The sequence below is a fragment of the Gordonia sp. 852002-51296_SCH5728562-b genome (assembly GCF_001665475.1).
GTDB lineage: Bacteria > Actinomycetota > Actinomycetes > Mycobacteriales > Mycobacteriaceae > Gordonia > Gordonia sputi.
The window spans coordinates 1-15,912 of sequence record NZ_LZMI01000135.1 but is presented as its reverse complement, the minus strand read 5'-3'; the positions used below and the strand labels follow the sequence as shown (position 1 = coordinate 15,912).

Annotated in this window: 16 protein-coding genes; 8 read left to right on the top strand and 8 right to left on the bottom strand. The window is 65.9% G+C overall.

Features of this window, described 5'->3' with window-relative positions:
• The first annotated feature begins 88 nt into the window (after window positions 1-88).
• Window positions 89-565 (top strand): type II toxin-antitoxin system VapB family antitoxin, encoded by a 477-nt coding sequence (locus A5766_RS23190; protein WP_039855849.1) that lies wholly within the window; start codon window positions 89-91, stop codon window positions 563-565.
• A 28-nt stretch (window positions 566-593) separates the two neighbouring features.
• Here A5766_RS23190 and A5766_RS23185 read toward each other — a convergent pair whose 3' ends face one another.
• Window positions 594-1,631, bottom strand: coding sequence for an aliphatic amidase (locus tag A5766_RS23185; protein ID WP_005206510.1), 1,038 nt, complete (start codon window positions 1,629-1,631; stop codon window positions 594-596).
• A gap of 246 nt (window positions 1,632-1,877) precedes the next feature.
• On the opposite strand from A5766_RS23185, the gene A5766_RS23180 reads away from it, so the two are divergent.
• Window positions 1,878-2,936, top strand: a complete 1,059-nt coding sequence (locus tag A5766_RS23180) for an AAA family ATPase (protein ID WP_064906615.1) — start codon at window positions 1,878-1,880, stop codon at window positions 2,934-2,936.
• A gap of 23 nt (window positions 2,937-2,959) precedes the next feature.
• Here the strand turns inward: A5766_RS23180 and A5766_RS23175 are convergent, their stop codons facing one another.
• Window positions 2,960-4,027 (bottom strand): substrate-binding domain-containing protein, encoded by a 1,068-nt coding sequence (locus tag A5766_RS23175; RefSeq protein WP_005206512.1) that lies wholly within the window; start codon window positions 4,025-4,027, stop codon window positions 2,960-2,962.
• Window positions 4,028-4,062: 35 nt separating this feature from the next.
• Here A5766_RS23175 and A5766_RS23170 point away from each other — a divergent pair, with 35 nt between their 5' ends.
• Complete coding sequence (locus A5766_RS23170) at window positions 4,063-4,566, top strand: MarR family winged helix-turn-helix transcriptional regulator (protein WP_005206513.1); 504 nt, start codon at window positions 4,063-4,065, stop codon at window positions 4,564-4,566.
• On the opposite strand, the gene hemW is transcribed toward A5766_RS23170, so the two are convergent.
• Window positions 4,553-5,770, bottom strand: coding sequence for a radical SAM family heme chaperone HemW (hemW, locus tag A5766_RS23165; RefSeq protein ID WP_064906653.1), 1,218 nt, complete (start codon window positions 5,768-5,770; stop codon window positions 4,553-4,555). The genes A5766_RS23170 and hemW overlap by 14 nt on opposite strands.
• A 220-nt stretch (window positions 5,771-5,990) precedes the next feature.
• Entirely contained in the window at window positions 5,991-6,170 is a 180-nt protein-coding gene (locus A5766_RS24800) for a hypothetical protein (protein WP_169330944.1), read from the bottom strand.
• On the opposite strand from A5766_RS24800, the gene A5766_RS23160 reads away from it, so the two are divergent.
• Genes A5766_RS23160 through A5766_RS23140 form a run of 5 tightly spaced genes read left to right on the top strand, consistent with a single transcriptional unit; the run spans window position 6,169 to window position 11,708 of the window.
• Entirely contained in the window at window positions 6,169-7,983 is a 1,815-nt protein-coding gene (locus A5766_RS23160) for a nitrite/sulfite reductase (RefSeq protein WP_064906651.1), read from the top strand. The two genes, A5766_RS24800 and A5766_RS23160, sit on opposite strands and share 2 nt — an antisense overlap.
• Entirely contained in the window at window positions 7,980-8,729 is a 750-nt protein-coding gene (locus A5766_RS23155) for a phosphoadenylyl-sulfate reductase (protein WP_064906613.1), read from the top strand. Before A5766_RS23160 ends, A5766_RS23155 begins: the two co-directional genes overlap by 4 nt.
• A complete protein-coding gene (gene cysD / locus A5766_RS23150; protein ID WP_005205087.1) occupies window positions 8,726-9,670 on the top strand; it encodes a sulfate adenylyltransferase subunit CysD in 945 nt (314 codons plus the stop codon). Before A5766_RS23155 ends, cysD begins: the two co-directional genes overlap by 4 nt.
• Window positions 9,670-10,980 carry a sulfate adenylyltransferase subunit 1 gene (locus tag A5766_RS23145; RefSeq protein WP_005205090.1) on the top strand — a complete coding sequence of 437 codons (1,311 nt, stop codon included), beginning with the start codon at window positions 9,670-9,672 and terminating at the stop codon, window positions 10,978-10,980. Before cysD ends, A5766_RS23145 begins: the two co-directional genes overlap by 1 nt.
• Window positions 10,977-11,708 (top strand): sirohydrochlorin chelatase, encoded by a 732-nt coding sequence (locus A5766_RS23140; protein ID WP_064906611.1) that lies wholly within the window; start codon window positions 10,977-10,979, stop codon window positions 11,706-11,708. The genes A5766_RS23145 and A5766_RS23140 overlap by 4 nt, the downstream gene beginning before the upstream one ends.
• A gap of 85 nt (window positions 11,709-11,793) precedes the next feature.
• Here the strand turns inward: A5766_RS23140 and A5766_RS23135 are convergent, their stop codons facing one another.
• Genes A5766_RS23135 through A5766_RS23120 form a run of 4 tightly spaced genes read right to left on the bottom strand, consistent with a single transcriptional unit; the run spans window position 11,794 to window position 15,677 of the window.
• A complete protein-coding gene (locus A5766_RS23135) occupies window positions 11,794-12,789 on the bottom strand; it encodes a sulfate/molybdate ABC transporter ATP-binding protein (RefSeq protein ID WP_005205094.1) in 996 nt (331 codons plus the stop codon).
• Window position 12,790: 1 nt separating this feature from the next.
• Window positions 12,791-13,720, bottom strand: a complete 930-nt coding sequence (gene cysW, locus A5766_RS23130; RefSeq protein ID WP_005205096.1) for a sulfate ABC transporter permease subunit CysW — start codon at window positions 13,718-13,720, stop codon at window positions 12,791-12,793.
• Window positions 13,717-14,616, bottom strand: a complete 900-nt coding sequence (cysT, locus tag A5766_RS23125) for a sulfate ABC transporter permease subunit CysT (protein ID WP_005205098.1) — start codon at window positions 14,614-14,616, stop codon at window positions 13,717-13,719. The genes cysW and cysT overlap by 4 nt, the downstream gene beginning before the upstream one ends.
• Window positions 14,613-15,677: a sulfate ABC transporter substrate-binding protein gene (locus tag A5766_RS23120; protein WP_005205100.1), complete on the bottom strand. Its 1,065-nt coding sequence runs from the start codon at window positions 15,675-15,677 to the stop codon at window positions 14,613-14,615. The genes cysT and A5766_RS23120 overlap by 4 nt, the downstream gene beginning before the upstream one ends.
• Window positions 15,678-15,912: the final 235 nt, after the last annotated feature.

Sequence of the window (15,912 nt, the reverse complement as noted above, 5' to 3'; positions counted from 1 at the left end):
GAATCGCGGCGAGTCGGCCCTCGTAACGGTGGAACTGACGACCGACGAGCCGGGACGATTCGACAGAGAAGACAGTGAGAACGTCGGGATGATTTTCAAGGGTGTGCGGGAGGGGAAGCCCTACCCCGACCACGGGTTGTCCGTCCGCGGATGGGCCAAGATCCCTCCTCGCCAGTTGCGTCTCGACGAACTCGTCACCGTGACGACAGTGCTCGCTCTCGACAAGCTTCTCAGCGAGGACTCCACCTTCTACGGCGACCTCTTTTCCCATGTCGTGCGCTGGCAGGGCGAGCTGTACCTCGAAGACGGCCTGCACCGTGCGGTGCGTTCGGCGCTACGGAACCGGCACATCATCCACGCACGGTTGCTCGACCTCGACGCCTACGACCTCTCACCCGGAGCGCTACCTCTCGAAGAACAGCTCCACGACACCGCCGAGATTCCGACGACGACGAGCCGCCCGACCCGTCCGGTGGACCCACCACGAAGCCCGGCAGGCCAGGGTGGCGCGCATCGTCGACCGACCCGCGGCACGGGCTGGTCGACGCCGCCGCGCCGACCCTGATCCGACGCTCCCTGGCTCTGGGCAGCCCTCACACCTCCATCGTCTTCTCGGTCGGCAGATCGTAGACGGGACACTCCGCGACGCCGATCGTGTCGCGGGTGATGGCCTCGACGGCCGCCTGTGTCGCCTCGGCGTCGTTGACCCAGTTCTTGTAGAAGTCGAACGGGCACTCGGCAACACCCTTGTCGCCGTCACCACCGGCGAGCACACCGGTGTAGCCGCGGTGGAGAAGTTTGAAGAGGTGATTCTGCGACTGGTCGTACTTGCGGGCATCGCGGATGGTCGACAGTGACAGTTGCGCGTACTGGATGCCGTAGTCCTCCTCGCCGCACTCGCCGAGGGTCCGACCGTCGAATCCGATGATCGAGCTGTGCCCGAAGTAGGTGTAGACGCCGTCCCATCCGGTGGCGTTGGCGACGGCGACGTAGCAGTTGTTCGCCCACGCCATCGCCTTCGCCATGAGCACCTGCTGGTCCTTGGCGGGGTACATGTATCCCTGCGGGCGCACGATGAGTTCCGCACCCTTCATCGCGCAATCGCGCCAGATCTCGGGGTAGTTGCCGTCGTCGCAGATGATCAACGAGATCTTCATGCCCTTGGGGCCGTCGGTCACGTAGGTCTGACCACCGGGGTACCAGCCTTCGATAGGCGTCCACGGCAGTATCTTTCGATACTTCTGCACGATCTCGCCCTCGTCATTGATCAGGACGAGGGTGTTGTACGGCGGCTTGTTCGGGTGATCTTCATGGCGCTCGCCGGTGATCGAGAAGACACCCCAGGTCTTCGCGTCACGACACGCCTTGGCGAAGATGTCGGTTTCGTCGCCCGGGATGCTCGCGGCCGTCGCGTACATCTCGTCGTTGTCGTACATGATGCCCATCGTCGAATACTCCGGGAACACAACGAGATCCATGCCCGGAAGGCCGGTCTTCATCCCGACAACCATGTCGGCGATCTTGCGCGCGTTCTCGAGAACCTCGGCCTTCGTGTGCAGGCGCGGCATCTTGTAGTTCACCACCGCGACGCCGACGGTGTCCGGACTCGATGAGATGTCTCCGTGCCGCATTATTGCCTCCTCCAGCCTCGTGGGCTTCGACGTTTCACTTCCACTTGGAAGTACTATCACCGCCAGAGTAGGAGATCGGGCATTACTGTCGGATTGCGTCGATGTTCGAATATGGTTACCCGGCAACGATTGTGGCCGGTCCACGATGGCAACACCCTGCACGACGCCCGCACATCTGCTTTCATTCGAAAGTAGCTGCTCGCACTGTGAGACCGCGCGAGGCGACGAACGACGAAGGGACGAACAGTGTCGGGGTACCTGTCGCAGAAGGTCGACGACCTCAACTCCGGTCATCTCACCGCGGGACCCGCGCGATCGTTCCGCATGGGCCGGGCGTCGTCGCCCAAGCAACTCTCGGCGTCGCTGCGAGCCGCGATCATCGGCCAGGATCACGCCATCGACGCCGTCGTCCGTGGATTGACGATCGCTGCCGCGGGAATCCGGGATCCACACCGGCCCATCGCCTCTCTGCTCTTCGTCGGACCGACGGGTGTCGGTAAGACTGAGCTTGCCCGCAGGCTCGCCGCCGAGATAGCGGGTGATCCGGACAGACTGTGTCGCATCGACATGAATTCCCTTGCCCAGGAGCACTACGCCGCGTCGCTGTCCGGCGCTCCGCCGGGCTACGCGGGCGCCAAGGAGGGTTTCACGCTGTTCGATCGAGAGCTGGTGGAGGGCAACATCTCCCGGCCGGGCATCGTGTTGTTCGACGAGGTCGAGAAGGCGCACACGACCGTGTTGCGCTCGCTACTGCAGATACTCGACAGCGGCACACTGCGATTGACCGCGGGCACGTCGAGCATCACCTTCCGCAACAGCGTGGTGCTGCTGACCTCCAATCTCGGCTCCGCAGAACTCGCCGCGAAGACACGTACCGGGGCCCCCTCGTCACTGCGACGTTTCCTCGGCGTCAGGTCACCCGACCCGACACACTCCGACGGCGAGCTCGTCGACCGCGCCGTCGAGGAGTTCTTCGATCCCGAGCTCTACAACCGATTCGACGAGATCGTCCGGTTCACCCCGCTCGACGAAGACAACGCAGGCGCCATCGTCGACCTCGAGCTGCGGCGACTGACCCAGACGCTCAGCGACCGCGGAATCACCTGGGCAGCAGATGATTCCGTGCGCCGCTACCTTCTCGTTCACGGCTTCGACAGGGTGTACGGCGCGCGCAATCTCAAGCGCGTCATCCGACGTGAACTGCACGCGTCGGTCGCGCAGGTCATCGTTCATCACGACGCCGACAGCCCACTGTCGATGAGCAGTACGGTTCGTGACGACTCGATCGTCACCTCGCAGCAATGACCCGACAACGCCCGGCGCGGGGATCACGCAACGTGGATACGTTCGAGCACGTCGAGGTCGAGATGACGCGCCGCGGCCACGTAGACGTCCTGATCCGTCTGACCGGCGCCGAGCCGCAGGGCACCACGCGACCCGTCGATCGTTGCGCCGCGTGCCGCAGCCTCGAGCGCTGGTACCGCGAGCGATCCTGCGCGCGTGGCGATTTCGCCGAGCACGTTGATGGCCTCGTAGCAGGACTGCCCGATACTGTTGAGCATCGGCGCGTCGACACCGTGGAACCGGTGGTAGCGGGCACCGAAATCGAGCGTCGACGTGGTGGCGAGCGAGTCGAAATAGCCTGCGGCAGAGTACATGTTGGCAGTCGCCGAGGCTCCCATGCCGAGAACCTGGTTCTCCTCGAGAATGGGGCTGAATCGCAGAGTGATCTCGTCGAGACCACGTCTGGCGAACGCGCGGCCGAACCGGACGGCGTCGTCGCCGATCAGCAATACGAGCACCGCGTCGGGACCATGCACCTCCAGCCAATCGAGCGTCTCGGTGAAATCCGACGTTCCCAGCGGCGTGAAGGTCGATCCCAGGTGCGACATGCCCGTTCCGGCAAGGTGCGCCTCGGCGCGCGCCGCGATCTGCCTCGGCCACACGTAGTCGTTGCCGACGACACACCACGTGTGCGCGCCGAACTGACTGCGCAACCAGTCGAGCGCCGGCAATACCTGCGCGCCCGGCGACTCGCCGGTCATGAACAAACCCGGTGTGCGAAACTCGCCTTCATGCAGTGCCGCATACACGTAGGGCAACTCGCCGCCGACGTACCGGAGGATCTCCTTGCGCACCGCGGAGATGTGCCAGCCGACGACGGCGTCGATCGCACCTGCTCGCCACAGAGTCGCGACCTCCTGGGCGACGACTGCGGGACGTCGGCCTCCATCGACGATCACGAGTTCGATTTCACGGCCCAGAACTCCTCCGCCACCGCACAATTCGGCGACGGCGAGATCGCCGCAGGCTTCACACGACGGCCCGAAGATGCCCGCGGATCCCTGCACGGGAACCACGTAGGCGATGCGAATCGGCAACTCGCGATGGGTCATTGGACTCCCCTGGCATCCGCGATCGCGGCCTGCATATGAGCGGCAAGACTACACGCGCATCGACCGGGCGGCGCGCGGACGACGCCGAGCTCCCGCTGCTCCTGCGCCTGCTCAGCGCGGCGCGCAGCGTCGAATCCGGCATCGCCGAAGCCCTGGCGTCAGCAGGTGTGACGCCCGAGCAGTGGCGCGTCCTCAGCGTCCTCGAGGCGGGCGGGGGTCGCGCCATGAGCGATCTCGCACAGACCGCGGTGCTGCCTGCGGCCACCGCAACACGCATCGTCGACCAGTTGGTGTCGAACGGCCTGGTCTATCGCCGCGCCGATCCCGTCGATCGACGTCGGGTCGTCGTGCATCTCAGTGCACGGGGACGTCGGACGATCGCGCCGATCCTCGACGCCGAGGCCGCGCTCGAGCGTGCGGTGGTCGAGGGGCTCGGACCTCGTGGATACCTCGGCGTCGCGGCATCGCTCGACCTGATCGCGCACACTCGGCCCGCCGACTCGGACGCCACGCCCTCGCGTTCGCTCAGCCGTCCATGAGCAGGATGTCGCGAATCACGCCGTCGGCGAGGAGCCTGCCGCGGTCGGTCAGCACGAGCCGCTCTGCGACGTCGTCGCGCAACAGTCCCGCCGCGCGGGCGCGCTCTGCCGCCACCAACTCGCCCTCGCTGAGGACCTCGGTGGGCAGTCCCTCACGGCACCGCAGCGCGAGCATGACCTGCTCTTCGTGTCTATCGGTCGCCGTGAGCGTCTCGGAGTCGTCGACCGCAAGGCCGCCCATCTCCAGGGACCGCGCATAACGCGCGGGATGCTTGACGTTCCACCAGCGCACGCCGTTGACGTGCGAGTGGGCGCCGGGACCGATTCCCCACCAGTCGTCGCTGCGCCAGTAGCCCAGGTTGTGTCGGCACTCGCTCGCCGGTGTCCGCGACCAGTTGGAGACCTCGTACCAGTCGAAACCGGCGTCGTGCAGGCGCTGATCGAGCAGCACGTACCGGTCGGCGAGCACGTCGTCGTCAGGCGCGGGCAGTTCGCCGCGTCGGATTCGACGTGCGAGCGCGGTGCCGTCCTCGACGATCAGTGCGTAGGCCGAGACGTGGTCGACCGGGGTGTCGAGGACTGCGTCGACGCTGCGATGCAGATCCGCGTCCGTCTCACCGGGTGAGCCGTAGATGAGGTCGAGGTTGAGGTGTTCGAACCCCGCAGCCGACGCCTCACGCGCGGCAGCGACCGCCCGCCCCGGCGTGTGGGTGCGATCGAGTGTCGCCAGCACGTGTGGAGCGGCCGACTGCATGCCGAGCGAGATGCGGGTGAATCCCGCCTCGAGGAGGCCGTCGAAGAACGCAGGCGACGTCGACTCCGGGTTGGATTCCGTCGTGATCTCGGCGTCGGCGGCGAGGTCGAATCGCTCGCGCACCGCGTCGAGCAGTCGACGCAGGCCGTCGGCGCCCAGAAGCGACGGCGTCCCGCCGCCGACGAAGATCGTCGAGACGGGGCGTCGGGGACTCAGCAGGGCTGCCGCTGTGTCGAGTTCGCGGCCGACAGCTGCGAGCCACGACTCCGGCGACGACGACGAGCCGAGCTCCCCCGCCGTGTAGGTGTTGAAATCGCAATACCCGCAGCGCGTGGCGCAGAACGGCACATGCAGGTACAGACCGAATCCGGTATCCGGATCGACCCGGGAACACGCATCGACGATCGGCTCGATCACGCGAGCGGGCGCATCGCCCCGCTGCTCGACAATCGTCTCGACATCCACCCGTCCATGATGCGCGTCGCCTCACGTCGACTTCTGTGCGGGGCAGGTCGTCGACCGACTTTGCCTCAGCATGACGCAAAATAAGTGCAAGTAGACGATGGGTACCCTCCCGTGGCACTATGGATGGCGTGAATTTCCCCGGGGTGTGGCTCGCAGCACGACGCCACGTCGATTTCAAGCGCGTCTGTAGCGCTAGCTGTCGTCCTTAGACGACGACCGGCCCCGAGAGTTCCCCGCACGCTGCGGGAATGCCGGCAGATACCCGGTGGAACACCGACGGTGTCGCCCGACGGAACACCACCGTTGCGCCCACACGGAACCGCCCAGTCACAGCCCAGACCGCGCGAAAGCCGGTGCCCGTGCGCCCGGCATCAGGAGACTTCATGACGTCCACGACAGACATCACGCCGAACAGTGGTGCAGGCTCGAACGAGCAGCCCGGTGACGGCGCGTCGGGTCAGAACGGCGATCGCCGCACGACCCGCGAACGTCCTGCCCGCACCCCCCGTGCGCAGAACGGCGACCGTCCCGCCCGTAAGCCCCGCCCGACCAAGCGTCGCGCGGAGGGCCAGTGGAAGCTCGGGTATCGCGAGCCGCTGAACCCCAACGAGCAGGTCAAGAAGGACGACAACCCGCTCAACGTGCGCGCCCGCATCGAGAACATCTACTCCAAGCAGGGTTTCGACTCGATCGACAAGCAGGATCTGCGCGGCCGGATGCGCTGGTGGGGCCTCTACACGCAGCGCGCGCAGGGCTACGACGGCACCTGGACCGGCGACGAGAACATCGACATCCTCGAAGACAGCCACTTCATGATGCGCATCCGGTGCGACGCAGGCGCGCTCAACGTCGAACAGCTCCGCACGCTGGGCCAGATCTCCACCGAGTTCGCCCGCGACACCGCCGATCTGTCCGACCGTGAGAACGTCCAGTACCACTGGATTCGCATCGAGGACGTCCCGACGATCTGGGAGCGCATCGAGGGCGTCGGCCTCAAGACCACCGAGGCGTGCGGCGACTGCCCTCGCATCATCCTCGGCTCCCCGCTGGCAGGCGAGGCCATCGACGAGGTCCTCGACCCCACCCCCGCGATCGACGAGATCGTGCGCCGCTACATCGGCGATCCGCAGTACTCGAACCTGCCCCGCAAGTTCAAGACCGCCATCTCGGGTCTGCAGGACGTCAGTCACGAGACCAACGACATCGCATTCATCGGTGTCGAGCATCCCGAGCACGGCCCCGGCCTCGACCTCTGGGTCGGCGGCGGACTGTCGACGAACCCGATGCTGGCCCAGCGCGTCGGCGCCTGGATTCCGCTCGACGAGGTTCCCGACGTCTGGGAAGGCGTCGTGTCGATCTTCCGTGACTACGGCTACCGGCGCCTGCGCGCCAAGGCGAGGCTGAAGTTCCTCATCAAGGACTGGGGCATCGAGAAGTTCCGCCAGGTGCTCGAGGACGAGTACCTGCACCGCAAGCTGATCGACGGCCCCGCCCCCACCCCGCTCACGCAGCCACGTGACCACGTCGGCTTCCAGAAGCTCAAGAACGGCCTCAACGCAGTCGGATTCGCCGCCATCGCCGGACGCGTGACCGGCACCAAGCTCACCGCTGTCGCCGACGCCGCCGAGCGCGTCGGCTCCGACCGCATCCGGTTCACGCCGTACCAGAAGCTCGTCGTGCTCGACGTCGCCGACGACAAGGTCGAGGAGCTCATCGCCGATCTGGCCAAGCTCGGACTCGTCGCCCGTGCGTCGAACTGGCGTCGAAACCTGATGGCCTGCAGCGGAATCGAGTTCTGCAAGCTCTCGTTCACCGAGACGCGCAAGCGCTCGCAGGTCCTCGTTCCCGAACTCGAGGATCGCCTGGCAGACATCAACGCCGAGCTCGACGTCCCCATCACGGTGAACATCAACGGCTGCCCCAACTCGTGCGCGCGGTCGCAGATCGCCGACATCGGGTTCAAGGGCCAGCTCGTCGAGGACGCCGACGGCGGACAGACCGAGGGCTTCCAGGTACACCTGGGCGGCAGCCTCGGCCAGGATGCGGGCTTCGGCCGAAAACTGCGCCAGCACAAGGTGACATCCACCGAGCTCGGCGACTACATCGAACGCGTGGTCCGCAACTTCGTCGAACAACGCGAAGAAGGCGAGCGGTTCGCACAGTGGGCAGTGCGGGCCGACGAGGAGGCATTGCGATGACGACGAGCACCCAGAGCAGAACCGGACGTCGGTTCAGCGAGAACGAGTTGCGTGAGATCGCTGCGCGCGGCGCAGCCGAACTCGGCGACAGCGCCACCCCCGAGGAGTTGCTGCGCTGGACGGCAGAGACATTCGGCGACAACTTCGTCGTCGCGTCGAACATGCAGGATGCCGCGCTCGTCGATCTCGCCGTCAAGCACGTCGACCGCGCCCTGCTCGACGGCGACCCGGTGAAGGTGCTGTTCCTCGACACCGGGTACCACTTCGCTGAGACGATCGGCACGCGCGACGCCGTCGAGCAGGTCTACGGCGTCGACATGATCAACCTGACGCCGCAGCACAGTGTCGCCGAACAAGATGAACTCCTGGGCCGTAACCTATTCGCCCGCAATCCCGGCGAGTGCTGCCGGCTGCGCAAGGTGGTTCCGCTGAAGGCGGGCTTGGGCAACTACGACGCGTGGGTCACGGGCATCCGACGCGTCGAGGCCCCGACACGCGCCAACGCTCCGCTCATCTCGTTCGACGAGGGATTCGGTCTCGTCAAGATCAACCCGATCGCCGCATGGTCGGACGAGCAGATGCAGGACTACATCGACGCCAACGGCGTCCTCGTCAATCCTCTTGTAGACGAAGGCTATCCGTCGATCGGCTGTGCACCGTGCACCGCGAAACCCGAACCCGGATCCGATCCGCGCAGTGGCCGCTGGGCCGGTCGCGCCAAGACAGAATGTGGGCTCCACGCATGACCATCACCGAACCCTCAGCGAGCGCAGGACGTGCCGTGACCGAACCGGACGATTTCACCACTCTCGATGCCCTCGAGTCCGAGGCCATCCACATCTTCCGCGAGGTGGCAGGTGAGTTCGAGCGCCCGGTGATCCTGTTCTCCGGCGGCAAGGACTCGACGGTGCTGCTGCACGTGGCACTCAAGGCCTTCTGGCCTGCGCCACTTCCGTTTTCGTTGCTCCACGTCGACACCGGCCACAACCTCCCCGAGGTTCTCGAGTTCCGCGACCAGGTCGTCGAGCGGCATAATCTGCGACTGCACGTCGCCAAGGTCGAGGACTACCTCGCCGACGGCAGGCTCACCGAGCGACCCGACGGTGTGCGTAACCCGTTGCAGACCATCCCGCTTCTCGACGCCATCACCGAGAACCGTTTCGACGCGGTCTTCGGCGGCGGCCGACGCGACGAGGAGCGTTCGCGCGCCAAGGAGCGGATCTTCTCCCTGCGCAACGCATTCGGCCAGTGGGACCCCAAGCGTCAGCGCCCCGAACTGTGGAACCTCTACAACGGTCGGCACGCTCCGGGCGAGCACGTGCGCGTCTTCCCGCTCTCCAACTGGACCGAGCTCGACGTGTGGCGCTACATCACGCGTGAGCAGGTCCTGCTCCCACCGATCTACTACGCGCACGAGCGCGACGTGTTCAACCGCGACGGCATGTGGATGACATCAGGCTCGTGGGGCGGTCCGCGCGAAGGCGAAGAGGTGCAACGACTCTCGGTGCGTTACCGCACCGTCGGCGACGGCTCGACGACCGGCGCGGTGCTCTCCGACGCCGCAACCAACGACGCGGTCCTCGCAGAGGTCGCCGCGTCCCGACTGACCGAACGCGGCGCAACCCGTGGCGACGATCGCGTCTCCGAAGCCGCCATGGAAGACCGCAAGCGCGAAGGATATTTCTGATGGCATCGACCACCCAGCACGTCCCCGACCTGCTCCGCATCGCGACCGCGGGCAGCGTCGACGACGGCAAGTCCACGCTCGTCGGCCGACTCCTCTACGACACCAAATCGGTGTTGGCAGACCAGATCGACGCCGTGACCAAGGCATCGGTCGACCGCGGTCTCGAAGGACCCGACCTCTCGCTGCTCGTCGACGGTCTGCGCGCCGAGCGCGAGCAGGGCATCACCATCGACGTCGCATACCGCTACTTCGCCACTCCCGCACGGTCTTTCGTGTTGGCCGATACCCCCGGCCACGTCCAGTACACCCGCAACACGGTGTCCGGCGCGTCCACAGCACAGCTGGTCATGCTGCTCGTCGACGCCCGCAACGGGGTCGTCTCCCAGACGCGCCGCCACGCCGCGGTCATGGCGTTGCTCGGTGTGCCGCAGCTCGTGTTGGCGGTCAACAAGATCGACCTTGTCGACGACGCCGCGTCGGTGTTCGCCGAGATCTCCGCCGAGTTCGGTGAGCTGACTCGCACGCTCGGCTGGTCGCCCGAGCAGGTGACCTCGATTCCCGTGTCCGCATTACACGGCGACAACGTCGCCATCCGTTCGGAGAACACGCCGTTCTACGACGGCCCCACGCTGATCGAGCATCTCGAGACCGTGCCGAACGCCGTCGAACGCCACGACGAGGTCGGACTCCGCTTCCCCGTGCAGTACGTCATCCGACCGCGCACCCCCGAGTACCCCGACTACCGCGGATACGCCGGACAGATCGCTGCCGGTCGTGTCTCCGTCGGCGACGAGGTCACCGTTCTGCCGTCCGGCGTGCGTACCACCGTCACCCAGATCGACACGGCCGACGGTCAATTGGCGACGGCACACACCGGCCGCAGCGTCACCCTGCTGCTCGCAGACGACGTCGACATCTCGCGCGGCGACCTCATCGCCGCCGCTGCCGACGCCCCCGAGCCCATCAACCAGTTCACCGCGACGGTGTGCTGGCTCGCCGAGAAGCCGCTGCGCCCAGGCGCGCGGCTGCTCCTCAAGCACGGCACCAAGACCACCCAGGCCATCGTCGGTGGACTCGACGCCCTGTTCGACGAGCAGAACCTCACACTCGTCGACGCCCCGGACACCGTCGAGCTCAACCAGATCGGCCGCATCACGGTGCAGACCGCGGAGCCGATCCCGGCAGACGACTACCAGGTGAGCCGCGAGTCGGGCAGCTTCCTGCTGATCGATCCGCAGGGCGGCAACACTCTGGCGGCAGGCCTGGTGGGCGACGCACTGTCGACGCTGCACCTCAAAGAGTTGGTGTGACACCGACACTGCTCCTCGTCGCGCACGGTAGCCGCGATCCGCGCTTCGGCGACACCGCACGGCGCGTGCGGTCAGTCGTGGCACGCAGACTACCGTGCGTCGACGTCCGGCTCGGCTTCCTCGACCTCGACGCCCCTTCTGTCGCAGCACAACTCGCGGCACTGCGGGGCGAGTGCGTCGTCGTGCCGCTACTTCTCGCGCCCGGCTACCACAGTGAAGTCGACCTCCCTGCCCTGGTGGCCGAGCATCGTCGGGCACGCGTGACGACCACACAGGTCGTCGGGTCGTACCGACTGACCGATGCACTCGCGGATCGACTCGACGAGGCGGGCGCGCAACCCGGCGACGGCATCGTCGTGACTGCGGTCGGTTCGACGAATCCCACCGCCGCGCATGTGGTTCGACGCCGCGCCATCGAGTTGTCGACACGCCTGCACCGTCCGGTCGACGTGGTGTTCGCGACGAAGCTGGGCGCCGGCGACATCATGCTGCGCAACGCGATTCGACGACTCCGCACTGCCGGAGCGGAGCGCATCGCGCTCAGTCCGTACTTCTTGTCGGCGGGGCTGCTCACCGAACGCGTGGAGACCGCGCTCGATCGGCTGGTCTCCGACGCCGTCGTCGCCGGTCCGATCGGAACGCACCCGGTGCTTGTCGACGCGGTCGTCGACAGCTATCGCCGGGCATGCGCCGACACGGCGGTCGACATGGACTCTGCCGCAAGCTGAGTCGCCGCCTGCTGGGCCGCGAACCCCATCATGTACGAGTGCGGCGGACGGGATGTCGCATCCCGGCCGCCGCGTCCTCACACTCTCACACCTCGCTGAGCGCAGGCACCTTCGTCGCGCGGGCGTAGATGGTCTCGCCCTGCTGCAGGTGCAGCGCGTTGGCGTCGCCGCGGGTGATCTGCGCCTGGAACTCGTCGCCGGTCGCCGCGGCCACCAACTCCACCCTGGTCTCGAATCCGAGGTTCACCACGCGCTGAACCGTCGCCTTGATGACGCCGGTGTCCAGCGAGGCATCGGCCGCGGGCAGCGCGAGTTCAGGGTTACGCCCGATGCGAATGTCGTGCGGGCGCACCAGTTCTCCGTTGAGTCGCACAGTGGAGCCGAGGAACGACGCAACGAACGGGTTGATCGGACGGTCGTAGAGATCATCGGGTGCGCCGATCTGCTCGATCTTGCCCTTGTTGAGCACCGCGATCCGGTCGCTCACGTCGAGCGCCTCCTGCTGGTCGTGCGTGACGAGAACCGTCGTCACCTGCATGTCCTCATGCAAGCGGCGCAACCACTTTCGCAGATCCTCACGCACCTTGGCGTCGAGCGCGCCGAACGGCTCGTCGAGCAGCAGCACCTTGGGATCGACTGCCAGCGCACGGGCGAGCGCCATGCGCTGACGCTGTCCGCCGGACAACTGAGCGGGAAAACGCTTCTGGAAGACCGTGAGTCCGACGATGTCGAGCAGTTCGTCGACCTTGGCGTCGATGTCCTTCTTGGCACGCTTACGGATCTTGAGTCCGAACGCGATGTTGTCGCGCACCGTCAGGTGCTTGAACGCCGCGTAGTGCTGGAACACGAAACCGATGTCGCGCTTCTGCGGCGACGCACCGGAGACATCGTCACCGTTGATGACGATGGTCCCCGAATCGAGGTCGTCGAGACCTGCGATCGCACGCAGCAGCGTCGACTTACCGCTGCCGGACGGACCGAGCAACGAGGTGAGCGAACCCGCCGGGATCTCGATCGAGACATCGTCGAGTGCGGCGAAGTCGCCGTATCGCTTGTTGGCACCAACCACCGAGATGGACATGTCAGACTCTTTCTTTCTCGTGAAGTACCTGCTGCGAATCGATGTTCTCGGGCGCATACGGCGGGGTCAGATGGATGTCGTCGGGCTCGGCGGCGTCGTCGCCGGTGGCCGTACTCGCCTCCGCGTACCGGTTGCGTGCACGTCGATCGACGAACGACATGGCGACCAGGACGAGGACCGCGACGAGCATCAGGAGCGTCGCGGCGGCGTAGGCGCCGTACTCGTTGTAGTCGTCGGTGTAGCGGGAGTGCACCAGCAGCGTCAGCGTCTGCGAGATGCCGGGGTAATTCGACGACACCATCGTCACGGCGCCGTACTCGCCGAGCGCACGTGCGACGGTCAGCACGATGCCGTAGGTCAGGCCCCAGCGGATCGCGGGAAGCGTGATCCGCCAGAACGTCTGCCACCCACTGGCGCCGAGGGTTGCAGCTGCCTGTTCCTGCTCAGTACCGATCTCGCGGAGGACCGGCTCCACCTCACGCGCCACGAAGGGCAATGTGACGAAGAGTGTTGCCAGCACAAGGCCCGGGAAGCCGAAGATGACGCGGAAGCCCAGGCTCTCGACGCCGCCGAACCATCCCCCGTACCCCCACAGCAGGATCAGCGCGACACCGGCGACCACGGGCGACACCGCGAACGGGAGGTCGACGACGGCCTGCAGAACACCCTTTCCGGGGAATCGGCCTCGGGCGAGCGCCAGCGCGATGATGATGCCGAAGATGACGTTCAGCGGCACCACGATGACCACGATCAGCAGGCTCAGCTGCAGCGCCGAGATCGCGGCCGGTGTAGTGATCCACTCCCAGAACTGGCCGAGGCCGTGTTCGAAGGACCGCCAGAAGATCAGTGCCACGGGCACGATCAGTAGGACGAACAAATACACGAGCGCGATGGTGCGGAGCCCGTATCGGGTCGACGCCGACAGTTTCATCGGTCCAGTTCCTCACGCTTGGTCTGGCGCCGACCGACGATACGCAGCACGAGAAGTGCGACGAAGGCGATCAGCAGGAGTACGACCGAGATGGCTGCGGCATTGACCGGCTCGTCGATCTCGATCTGTTGCTGGATGTACTGCGAGGCGACCTGGGTCTTGCCCGGGATATTGCCGCCGATGAGGACCACGGAACCGAACTCACCGATCGCGCGGGTGAACGCGAGACCCGCGCCGGTGAGGATTGCGGGCAGGAGCGACGGCAGCACGATCTTGCGGAAGATGGTGCCGTTCCTGGCCCCGAGAACCGCCGCGGCCTCCTCGACGTCGGTGTCGAGTTCGATCAACACCGGCTGCACCTGACGGACAACGAACGGCAGCGTGACGAACGTCAGGGCAATGATCAACGCGGGCTTCGTGGCCGCGAGATGGATGTCGATGGGACTGTTCGGCCCGTACAGCGAGAGCAGCACGAGGCTGGCGACGATGGTCGGCAGCGCGAACGGAAGATCGATGATCGCGTTCACAAAGCCCTTGCCGCGGAAGTCATCTCGCACCAACACCCACGCGATGATCGTGCCGAAGACGACGTTGATGAGTGCGGCGACGATCGACACGAGCACGGTGATCCCGATGGCGTCGAGAGCATTCTCGTCGGTGACAGCATCCCAGAAGCCACTCCAGCCGTTGTCGAACGACTGAACGGTGATCGCGGCCAGCGGCAGCAGGACGATGATGCTCAGCCAGAGCCACGCCGTACCGATTGCCGCGGGGCTCACACCCGCGAAGGTCCGCGAGCGACCGAGGAATCCCTTCGGCGGCTGCGAACTCGACGACGGTGCGTGCTGGGCCGACGCATTGTCGGTAGCGCTCGCCACCTCTCCTGCGGCGGTCATTGCTTACTGCCTTCGTTGTAGATCTTGGTGATCGAGCCCTTGGTACCGAAGAGTGCGTTGTCCACGGCTTTCCACCCCTTCAGGTCTTTGCCCTTGTTCTTGGCCGCGGTGCCTTTACCCAGGGTCTTACCGAGTTCGTCGATTGTCCATAGTTTCGTGATGTCGCCGGGGAAAAGGGATTTCGTCTCGGCGATCACCGAAGGCACCACCGGCCGGAACCCCTGCTTGGCCCAGATGTGTTGTGCCTCATCGGTGAACAGGAAGTCGACGAAAGCCTTGGCCGCCGGCAGGTCCTTCGACGTATTGACCACTGCGACAGGATTCTCGATCTTGAACGTCTGCGGCGGAATCAGGTACTCGACCTGCGAACTCTCCACCGCTCCGGCGTTCTTGCGCTGCAACATGATCGCTTCGTTCTCGTAGCTGATCAGGACATCGCCCTGACCCTGCTGGAACGTGGTGGTCGCCTCACGCCCCGACTTCGGACGCACCTTCACGTGGTTGTGCACGAGGTCGCTCACGTAGTCGAGTCCGGCCTGCGGGTTCTTGCCACCCTCGCTCTTGGCCGCATACGGCGCGAGGAGGTTCCATTTGGCGGAACCCGAGCTGCCCGGGTCGGGGGTGATCACCTGCACGCCCGGCTTGAGTAGGTCGTCCCAGTCGTGAATGTTCTTGGGATTGCCCTTGCGCACCACGAGGGCGACGACCGAGCCGAACGGGACGCTGTTGTTCGGTTCGGCCTTCTTCCAGTCCTCGTCGACGAGGCCAGCCTTGACCAGACGCGTCACGTCGGGCTCGACGGAGAAGTTGACGACGTCGGCCGGCACGTGGCGAGCGACCTTGCGCGACTGGTCGCCCGACGCCCCGTACGACGCCGAGAAGCCGATGCCGTTGCCCTCGGGGGTTGCGCGGAAGGCGGGGATGATCTTGTCGAATCCGGGCTTCGGAGTCGCGTAGGCGACGAGATCGAGGTGGCGACTGCCGCTCGAGATGTCGACACCGTTGGGCGTGTCCGTCGAGCCGCCCCCACACCCGGCGACCAGTGCAACAGTTAGCGTCAATAAGCACGTCACTACTGGTAGGCGCCATCTGCGGGCCTGACTTGGACTCACGGATCCTCCACGATGATTCCCGGCTTCGCGGGACGTCGCGGCCGGAGCAGGATCACGCTAGCAACGCCGAGCGCCTACCCCAACATGAGAACGGACGCCCCGGTGTCGGTCCGAGCCGATCAGCGCGTGAGGAGCCAGGCGAGGACGACGAGAACGACGAGCGCAAGCAGCGCCCAGGTCACTC

Coding starts and splice junctions, on each gene's coding strand:
- A5766_RS23160 (WP_064906651.1), top strand. CDS start 6,169: ATGACGTCCACGACAGACATCACGCCGAACAGTGGTGCAGGCTCGAAC.
- A5766_RS23175 (WP_005206512.1), bottom strand. CDS start 4,027: ATGACCCATCGCGAGTTGCCGATTCGCATCGCCTACGTGGTTCCCGTG.
- cysT (WP_005205098.1), bottom strand. CDS start 14,616: ATGACCGCCGCAGGAGAGGTGGCGAGCGCTACCGACAATGCGTCGGCC.
- A5766_RS23170 (WP_005206513.1), top strand. CDS start 4,063: ATGAGCGGCAAGACTACACGCGCATCGACCGGGCGGCGCGCGGACGAC.
- cysD (WP_005205087.1), top strand. CDS start 8,726: ATGACCATCACCGAACCCTCAGCGAGCGCAGGACGTGCCGTGACCGAA.
- A5766_RS24800 (WP_169330944.1), bottom strand. CDS start 6,170: ATGAAGTCTCCTGATGCCGGGCGCACGGGCACCGGCTTTCGCGCGGTC.
- A5766_RS23135 (WP_005205094.1), bottom strand. CDS start 12,789: ATGTCCATCTCGGTGGTTGGTGCCAACAAGCGATACGGCGACTTCGCC.
- A5766_RS23185 (WP_005206510.1), bottom strand. CDS start 1,631: ATGCGGCACGGAGACATCTCATCGAGTCCGGACACCGTCGGCGTCGCG.
- A5766_RS23190 (WP_039855849.1), top strand. CDS start 89: ATGATTTTCAAGGGTGTGCGGGAGGGGAAGCCCTACCCCGACCACGGG.
- A5766_RS23155 (WP_064906613.1), top strand. CDS start 7,980: ATGACGACGAGCACCCAGAGCAGAACCGGACGTCGGTTCAGCGAGAAC.
- cysW (WP_005205096.1), bottom strand. CDS start 13,720: ATGAAACTGTCGGCGTCGACCCGATACGGGCTCCGCACCATCGCGCTC.
- A5766_RS23145 (WP_005205090.1), top strand. CDS start 9,670: ATGGCATCGACCACCCAGCACGTCCCCGACCTGCTCCGCATCGCGACC.